Origin of the sequence: Bacillus sp. JJ1474 (genome assembly GCF_036965225.1) — a bacterium.
In the GTDB taxonomy this organism is placed as follows: domain Bacteria; phylum Bacillota; class Bacilli; order Bacillales; family Cytobacillaceae; genus Cytobacillus.
Window position 1 is genome coordinate 1,890 of record NZ_JBALPC010000340.1, and the last position, 345, is coordinate 2,234.

Consider the following 345-nt stretch of genomic DNA (forward strand, 5'->3'; position numbering starts at 1 on the left):
ATACCTGTTGGGATAGGAAGAAACAAAACCCACAAAAAGAATAATGCTGCGGATACTTTTGATTGACTATCTAATGCATGCTGATACATTATTGGATAAAAGGTTTCTTCAACAATAATATCTTTTAGCAACGTAGCATAATTCATAACTGACAAATCTATTTCTTCTCCCACTCGTAAATAAGAAAGTATATTCAAAAAGGGGATTCCAGCTAATAAGAAAAATATACTTACTGTAATTAAAGTTTTCTTTTTTATATGTTTTTCAGAGTATAAGAAAGAAAGTAAAAAAATAACCCATAATACTAAAACATTTCTAGGTAAGTACTGGCTAAAAATAAATTGT

General features: G+C 28.1%; 1 protein-coding gene. It reads right to left on the bottom strand.

The genetic code is table 11. The features are described 5' to 3' along the window. Positions 1–345 (bottom strand): hypothetical protein (locus tag V7164_RS25540; protein ID WP_335355641.1); only part of this gene is annotated, 345 nt, incomplete at both ends.